General features: G+C 66.6%; 6 protein-coding genes. All 6 read left to right on the top strand.

The features are described 5' to 3' along the window. Positions 1-2,251, top strand: a 2,251-nt coding sequence (locus tag V7Q39_RS16990; protein WP_333817803.1) for a GcvT family protein, incomplete at its 5' end; no start/stop codon positions are given. Positions 2,252-2,318: 67 nt separating this feature from the next. Next, a complete protein-coding gene (locus tag V7Q39_RS16985) occupies positions 2,319-4,760 on the top strand; it encodes a GcvT family protein (RefSeq protein ID WP_333817802.1) in 2,442 nt (813 codons plus the stop codon). After that, positions 4,757-5,587: an isocitrate lyase/PEP mutase family protein gene (locus tag V7Q39_RS16980; RefSeq protein WP_333817801.1), complete on the top strand. Its 831-nt coding sequence runs from the start codon at positions 4,757-4,759 to the stop codon at positions 5,585-5,587. The genes V7Q39_RS16985 and V7Q39_RS16980 overlap by 4 nt, the downstream gene beginning before the upstream one ends. Beyond that, on the top strand, positions 5,584-7,137 hold the full coding sequence (locus V7Q39_RS16975) for a trimethylamine methyltransferase family protein (RefSeq protein ID WP_333817800.1): 1,554 nt from the start codon (positions 5,584-5,586) through the stop codon (positions 7,135-7,137). The genes V7Q39_RS16980 and V7Q39_RS16975 overlap by 4 nt, the downstream gene beginning before the upstream one ends. Positions 7,138-7,166: 29 nt before the next feature. Next, on the top strand, positions 7,167-8,066 hold the full coding sequence (locus tag V7Q39_RS16970; protein WP_333817799.1) for an NAD(P)-dependent oxidoreductase: 900 nt from the start codon (positions 7,167-7,169) through the stop codon (positions 8,064-8,066). Between the two features lie 113 nt (positions 8,067-8,179). Beyond that, on the top strand, positions 8,180-8,553 hold a 374-nt coding region (locus V7Q39_RS16965; protein ID WP_333817798.1), incomplete at its 3' end, for a PLP-dependent transferase.

Genomic DNA, 8,553 nt, shown 5'->3' with positions numbered 1-8,553 from the left:
CTGGTCGATCATGAACATGCAGCGCTATTCGGCCAGCCTCTACCGCGGGCTGGGCGAGGCGGTGGACTATCCGATGAACTACCATGTCACCGGCTCGGTCCGGCTGGGGCATTCCCGCGAGCGGTTGCAGGAATTCAAGCGCGTCGTCGGCATGGGCCGCTATCAGGGGATGGACCTGACCATCCTCTCGCCCGAGGAAATCCGCTCGAAATACCCCTTTCTCGAGACCCACGACCTGACCGGCGCGCTCTACGATCCCTATGATGGCGACATCGACCCGGCGCAGTTGACCCAGGCGCTGGCGGCGGGCGCCCGGAAGCTGGGCGCGCGCGTGGAACGCTTCTGCCCGGTGACGGCGGCGAAATGGACCGGCAGCGAATGGGTTCTCTCCACCCCCAAGGGCGAGGTGCGTGCCGAATATGTGGTGAACGCCGCCGGTTACTATGCCGCACAGGTCGGCGCGATGTTCGGACGCCGGGTGCCGATGATGGTGATGAGCCACCAATACATGCTGTTCGACACCATCCCGGAACTGGAGGCCTGGACGAAGGAAAGCGACCACAAGCTGCCTTTGCTGCGCGACGTCGACAGCTCCTACTATCTCCGGCAAGAGAAGATGGGCTTCAACCTCGGCCCCTACGAGGACCCCTGTCGCGCGCATTGGGCCACGCCCGACGACCCGATGCCCGAAGATTTCAGCTTCCAGCTGTTCCCGGACGATCTGGAACGGCTGGAATGGCACATCAATGACGCCATGGCGCGGGTGCCGCTCCTCCAGAAGGCCAACCTGACCAAGGTGATCAACGGCCCGATCCCCTATACACCCGACGGCAACCCCCTGCTCGGCCCGATGCCGGGCGTGCCCAACGCCTTCGAGGCCTGCGTCTTCACCTTCGGCATCTGCCAGGCGGGGGGCGCGGGCAAGGTGCTGGCGGAATGGGTGATGCAGGGCGGCACCGAATGGGACATGTGGTCCTGCGACCCGCGCCGCTTCACGGGGTGGGAGGATCACGACTATCTCGTCGCCAAGGGGAAAGAGATTTACGGCCACGAATACGGGATGCATTTCCCCATGGCCCGCTGGCCCGCCGCCCCCGACCGCAAGCTTTCCCCCGTGCATGGGAAGCTGAAGGCGCTCGGCGCCCAGTTCGCGCCCTACAATGGCTGGGAGAGGGCGGAATGGTTCGCTGCGCCGGGCGACGACACCTCCTGGGAGGCGACCCAGACCTGGGGCAGGGCGGGCCCGTGGGAGGGCCGCATCAAGGCCGAATGCGAGGCGGTGCGCGACGGTGTGGGCGTTCTCGACCTGCCGGGCTTCACCCGCCTGCGGCTGACAGGGCCGGGCGCGCGGGCGCATCTGGCCTCGCTCACCGCCTCGAAACTGCCGCAGCCGGGGCGGACGGGCCTGCTCTACTTCGCCGACGACCGCGGCCGGATCGTCACCGAGATGACCTGCCTGCCGTTCTCGGAGGAGGATGTGGGCGTGATCACCGCCGCCGTGGCCCAGTCCCATGACGCCGACATCCTGCGCAAGGGGCTGCCGGAACGTGTCACGCTGGAGGACTGGACCGACCAGATCCACTGCTTCATCGTCACCGGCCCCAAGGCGCGTGATCTGCTGGCGGGGATTGCCGAGGCCGACCTGGCGCTGCCCTGGCTCTCGGTCCAGTATTTCGCCAAGGTCGCGGGCAAGGATGTGGCGCTGGTCCGCGTCTCCTTCGCGGGCGAGCTTGGCTGGGAAATCCACTGCGACCGCGAGGATGCCCCACACATCTACGGCGCGCTGCTGGCGGGCGGTGCCAGGCCCTTCGGGATGAAGGCGCTGAACAGCCTGCGCATCGAAAAGGGCTACCGTGCCTGGAAGGGCGACCTGTCCACCGACTATTCGCTGCTGGAAGGCGGGCTGGAGCGGTTCATCGACTGGACCCACGACTTCCCCGGCAAGGCGGCGCTTGCCGCCGAGAAGCAGCGCGGCGTGAAGAAGCGCTTCGTCTCGCTCAAGGTCGAGGCAGGCGAGGCCGACGCGCCCTACATGTCGACGCTCTGGCACGATGGCCAGGTGGTCGGCGAGACGACCTCGGGCGCCTGGGGCTACCGGGTCGGGCATTCGCTGGCCTTGGGGATGCTGCGGGCCGACCTCACGGTGCCGGGGACGGAGGTCGAGGTGGAAATCTTCGGCGATCGGGTGAAGGCGACGGTTTTGCCGGACGGCCCGGCCTGGGATGCCAAGAACGAACGGATCAAGGCGTAGGGTGCGTGATTTCACGCACCTTGGGCGGAATGGTGCGTGAAATCACGTACCCTACGAAGGAACGGCAATGAACGGGATTCCAACCAAGGCGCGGGCGGTGGTGATCGGGGGCGGGGTCTCGGGCTGTTCGGTGGCCTATCACCTCGCCAAGGCGGGCTGGACCGATGTGGTGCTGCTGGAACGGCGCAAGCTGACCTCCGGCACCACCTGGCATGCGGCCGGGCTGATCGGCCAGCTGCGCGGGTCGGCGAACATGACGCGGCTGGCGAAATATTCCGCCGATCTCTACCGCGGCCTGGAAGCCGAGACCGGCGTCGCCACCGGGATGCGTCAGGTGGGCTCGATCTCGGTCGCGCTGACCAGCGAGCGGCATGAGGAACTGCTGCGGCAGGCGACCGTGGCGCGTATCTTTGACGTGCAGGTACATGAGATTTCGCCGCAGGAAGCCAAGGCGAAATATCCCCATCTGAACATCGACGGCGTGGTCGGCGCAGTGGCGCTGCCGCTTGACGGCCAATGCGACCCGGCCAATATCGCCATGGCGCTGGCCAAGGGCGCCCGGATGCGGGGCGCGAAGATCTTCGAGGGCGCGCTGGTCACGAAGGTCACGACCGCCGGGGGCCGCGTCACCGGGGTGGACTATGAAACCGCCGAGGGGCCGGGCCATATTGAAGCGGATGTCATCGTCAACTGCGGCGGCATGTGGGGCAGGGACCTCGCCTCGCAGAACGGCGTGACGCTGCCCTTGCACGCCTGCGAGCATTTCTACCTGATCACCGAACCCGTCGCGGGGCTGGACCCCAACACCCCGGTTCTGCGCGTCCCCGACGAATGTGCCTATTACAAGCAGGACGCCGGCAAGATGATGCTCGGCGCCTTCGAGCCCAAGGCGAAACCCTGGGGGATGGACGGCATCCGCAAGGATTTCGAGTTCGACACCCTGCCCGAGGACTGGGACCATTTCATGCCCATCCTGGAACATGCGATGCACCGGATGCCGCTGTTCCAGACGGCGGGCATCCACACCTTCTTCAACGGGCCGGAAAGCTTCACCCCCGATGACCGCTACTATCTGGGCGAGGCGCCCGAGGTGAGGGGCTATTGGATCGCGGCTGGATACAATTCCATCGGCATCGTCTCCTCGGGCGGCGCGGGGCAGGCGCTGGCGCACTGGATCACCGAGGGCGAGCCGCCCTTCGACCTCTGGGAGGTGGATATCCGCCGCGCCCAGCCCTTCCAGAAGAACCGCCGCTACCTGAAGGAGCGAGTCAGCGAGACTTTGGGCCTCCTCTACGCCGACCATTTCCCCTACCGCCAGGTCGTCACCTCACGCGGCGTCCGGCGGTCGCCGATCCACGACCATCTGAAGGCCCGCGGCGCGGTCTTCGGCGAGGTCGCGGGCTGGGAACGCGCCAACTGGTTCGCCAATCCTGGTCAGGAACGAGAGTACCGCTACAGCTGGAAGCGGCAGAACTGGTTTGACAACCAGCGCGCCGAGCACATAGCGGTGCGTGAGGCCGCGGGCCTCTTCGACATGACCAGCTTCGGCAAGATCCGCATCGAGGGCCGCGATGCCTGCGCCTTCCTGAACAGCCTCTCCTCCGCCCAGATGGACGTGCCGGTGGGGCGCATCGTCTACACCATGTTCCTCAATGATCGCGGGGGTATAGAGGCCGATCTTACCGTGACGCGCCTTTCCGAGACCGCCTTCCTTGCCGTTGTCCCCGGCGCGACGCTGCAACGCAACCTCGCCTGGATGCGCGCCCAGGTCGGCGACGACTTCGCCGTCATCACCGATGTGACCCCCGCCGAATCGGTCCTCTGCCTGATGGGCCCGCAATCGCGCGAGGTGCTGGCCAAGGTTTCACCGAATGACTTCAGAAACGCCGCTCATCCCTTTGGTCAGGCGAGGGAAATCGAGATCGGTATGGGCCTCGCCCGCGCCCATCGTGTGACCTATGTCGGCGAGCTGGGCTGGGAGCTGTATATACCGACCGACCAGACCGCCCATGTCTTCGAGACCATTATGGAGGCCCAACCCGACCTCAAGCTCTGCGGTCTCCACACCCTCGACAGCTGCCGGATCGAGAAGGCCTATCGCCACTGGGGCCATGACATCACCGACGAGGACCATGTGCTGGAAGCGGGCCTCGGCTTCACCGTCAGCCGCAAGAAGCCCGCCTTCCTCGGCCGCGACGCGGTGCTGCGCAAGGAGGAGGCAGGCCTCGACCGCAAGCTCGTCCAGTTCCGCCTGAAGGACCCGGAGCCGCTCCTTTTCCACAACGAAGCCATTGTCCGCGATGGAAAAATCGTCGGCCCCGTGACATCCGGCGCCTATGGCCACTTCCTCGGCGGTGCCATCGGCATGGGTTATGTCCCGGCCAGGGGACAGAGCGACGACGATATTCTCGGCGCGACCTATGAGATCGAGGTCGCGGGCCAGCGCCACGCGGCCATCGCCAGCCTCTCCCCCATGCACGACCCCAAATCCGAAAGGATCCGCGCATGACCCTCGCCCAACGCCACCAGGCCTTTCACGACCTGCACCAGAAGGGCTGCTTCGTCATCCCCAACCCCTGGGATCGCGGCAGCGCCCGGATGATGGTCGCCCTTGGCGCCAGGGCGCTGGCCACCAGTTCCGCCGCCCATGCCTTCACCCTTGGCCGCCCCGACCTCGGCGGCGTCAGCCGCGACGAGGCTTTGGCCCATGCGCAGGATCTGATCGCCGCGACGCCGCTTCCGGTTTCGGGCGATTTCGAGAACGGCTTCGGCGACAGCCCCGACGAGGTCGCCGAAACCGTCCGCCTGTCGGGTGAGGCGGGCCTCTCCGGCATTTCGGTCGAAGACACGCAGATGATCCCCGGCAATGCGCCCTATGCCTTTGATCTGGCGGTGGAACGCATCCGGGCGGGGGCCGCCGCAGCCCGCGCCCTGGGCCGCCCCTTCATCTTTTGCGCCCGCGCCGACGGTGTGATGCATGGCACCTACGACCTCAGGGAAGCCATCCGCCGCCTGCAGGCCTTCGAGGCCGCCGGGGCCGATCTTCTCTACATTCCTGTGCCCCCCGGCCCAAGCGAGTTGAAGCAGATCGTCGCCTCTGTCCGGACGCCGGTGAACGCCCTCGCCGCTGGTCCGCTCAAGCAGCTTACCGTCGCCGAACTCGCGACAATCGGCGTGCGCCGCATCTCCACCGGCAGCCAGATCGCGCGCCTTGCCCATGCCGCGATCCGCGACGCGACCAAAGCCATGCTGGACGAGGGCAGTTTCGCACCCCTCGCGACCACCGCAAGCGGCGACGAGATCGACGCGCTCCTTCTCAAGGGATCAGACAAATGACCGAGCTTGGTGACATCTGCGAACCCACCCGCGCCCGCCGCAGCGGAGGCCGTCAGGCCCGCGTCGCGTTGCGGGCGGCACCGCTGGCCGATGATGTGAAACCCGTCCGCGCGGGCCTTCCCGGCGGCCAGTACAAGCCGCTGACCGAGGCGGGCATCCAGCAGATCCACGCCGCCGCCCTCGACGCGCTGGAACAGATCGGCCTTTCCCAGGCCCCGTCCTCCGGCGTCGAACTTCTCACCGGCGCAGGCGCCATCCAGGGCGACGATGGCCGCATCCGTTTCCCCCGCGCGCTGGTCGAGGACATGCTGGCCAAGGCCGCCCGCAATATCACGCTCCATGCCCGCGACCGGAAGTATGACCTGCATCTCACTGGAAACAATGTGCATTTCGGCACGGCGGGGGCGGCGGTCCATATCGTCGACCCGGTGACGCTCGATTATCGCGACTCCACCGCGCAGGACCTTTATGACGCCGCGCGTCTCGTCGACAACCTCGACAACATCCATTTCTACCAGCGCACCATGGTCTGCCGCGACGTGCTGGACAACAAGGAGATGGACCTCAACACGCTCTACGCCTGCCTGGCCGGGACCACGAAACACGTCGGCACCTCGTTCTTCGACCCCGCCCATGTCGCCGATGCCTTCGAGATGCTGCATATGGTGGCAGGGTCGGAGGAAGCCTGGCGCGAGCGGCCTTTTGTAAGCAACTCCAACTGTTTCGTCGTCCCACCGATGAAATTCGCCGAGGAAAGCTGCAAGGTGATGGAGGATTGCATCCGGCGCGGCATGCCGATGCTCCTCCTCTCCGCCGGGCAGGCCGGGGCCACCGCGCCCGCGCCGATCGCGCTCGCTATCGTGCAGGCGGTGGCGGAATGTCTCGCGGGCGTGGTCTATGTCAACGCGATCAAGCCCGGCGCCCCGGCGATCTTCGGCACTTGGCCTTTTGTTTCCGATCTGAGAACGGGCGCCATGTCAGGCGGCAGTGCCGAACAGGCGCTGTTGACCGCCGGTTGCGCCCAGATGCACCGCTTCTACGACCTGCCGGGCGGCGCGGCCTCGGGGATTTCCGATTCGAAGCTGCCCGACATGCAGGCCGGATGGGAGCAGGGGATCACCAATTCCCTCGCCGGTCTCGCGGGCCTGAACATGTGCTACGAGGCGGTCGGAATGCACGCCTCGCTCCTCGGCTTCTGCCTGGAATCGCTGGTGCTGGGCGACGACCTTCTCGGCCAGGCCATGCGGCTGGTGCGCGGCATCGACGTGACGCCGGATTCCACCTCCATCGACGCGATGAAGCAGGTCTGCCTCGGCGGGCCGGGGCACTATCTGGGGTCCGACCAGACGCTGAAGCTGATGCAGACCGAATATATCTATCCCAATGTCGGCAATCGCATGTCGCCGAAGGAATGGAACGAGGCCGGGAAGCCACTTCTCCTCGACACCGCCATGGCCCGGAAAAACGCGATCCTCGCCAAGGCAGGCTGCCGGATCGAACCGGAGATCGACGCAGCCATCCGCAGGCGGTTCAATATCTACTTCAGGTAGCGCGCGCAACGCGCAGAAAAGAAATGGAAATGCACTACGGCTACATCGGTCTCGGCAACCTCGGCGGCCATCTGGCCGCGAGCCTTCTGCAGGCGGGCCATCGCGTCACGGTCTATGACCGCAACCCTGCGCTCGCCGAACGCCACGCAGCACTCGGGGCGACAGTCGCGCCTTCGGTCTCGGTTCTGGCCGAAGCCGTGGACCATGTCTTCACCTGCCTGCCGAACCCTGCTGTCTCCGAGGCCGTTCTGGCCGAGCTGATGACCGGCCTGAAGCCCGGCGCGACCTGGATCGAGAACTCCACCCTTGGCCGGGACGACGTGCTGCGGCTGGCGGGGTTGGCCCGCATCGGGCAGGTGCGCCTGCTGGAGGCGCCGGTGACGGGCGGCGTCCATCTGGCCGCGCGGGGCGAGATCACCGTGCTTCTGGGCGGCGATCAGGATCTGGTCGACCTGCACCGCCCCGCGCTGTCGGTGATCGGCAAGCGCCTCTTCCACATGGGGCCGCTCGGGTCGGCGGCGATCATCAAGGTGATCACCAACATGCTGGCCTTCATCCATCTGAAGGCGACCTCCGAGGCGCTGATGCTGGCAAAGCGCGGCGGGCTGGACCTTGGGCAGGCCTGGCATGCGATTGCTGCCTCGTCCGGAAACAGTTTCGTGCATGAAACCGAAGGCGCGCTGATCCTGAACGGCAGCTTCGACATCGCCTTCAACATCGATCTGGCGCTGAAGGACCTCGGCTTCGCGTTGGGGTTCGGCAAGGAATTCGGCGTGCCGCTGGACCTCGCCTCGATCACGAACCAGACCTATATCGCGGCCAAGGCGGCCTTCGGTGGCGAGGCGCAATCGCCGATGATCGCCAAGCTGCTGGAGGACCTGCTGGGCACCGACCTGCGCGCCGAAGGCTTCCCGGCGCGGCTGGAGTGACGGCTTGAGGGCACCGGGGCCGCAGGTTAAGGTTCAGTAAACGCCCACGGCCAAGCGCTTGATTTCGCTGTGGTACTGTCTTTGCCCGCGCGCGGGCACCCTCAGGAGCCGCCATGACCGCCGACACCGACGCCCGCATCGCCCGTCTCCTCCACCACCGCAAGGCGGGCCTTGCCCTGGGCGAGCCGGTCGTCCCCCCGATCTCGGTCGCGACCACCTTCCACCTGCCCGAGACGCAGGGGGCCGCCCATTACTACGGCCGCGCCGGGCAGCCCACCTGGGACGCCGTCGAGGCGCAACTGTCTATCCTCGAAGCCGCCGAGACGGTCGCCTTCCCCTCCGGCATGGCCGCGATCACCGCAGCGCTGGTCTGCAGTCTGAAGGCGGGGGCCAGGGTGATGCTCCCCGCCGACGGCTACTATGTGACCCGCCTCCTCGGCCGCGACCTGTTGCAGGTCTACGGGGTCGAGGTGGTGCAGGTCCCGAC

The organism is Tabrizicola sp. (assembly GCF_036781545.1).
GTDB lineage: Bacteria > Pseudomonadota > Alphaproteobacteria > Rhodobacterales > Rhodobacteraceae > Tabrizicola.
Note: the sequence above shows the minus strand (reverse complement) of the source record. Positions and strands in the feature narration are given on the sequence as shown.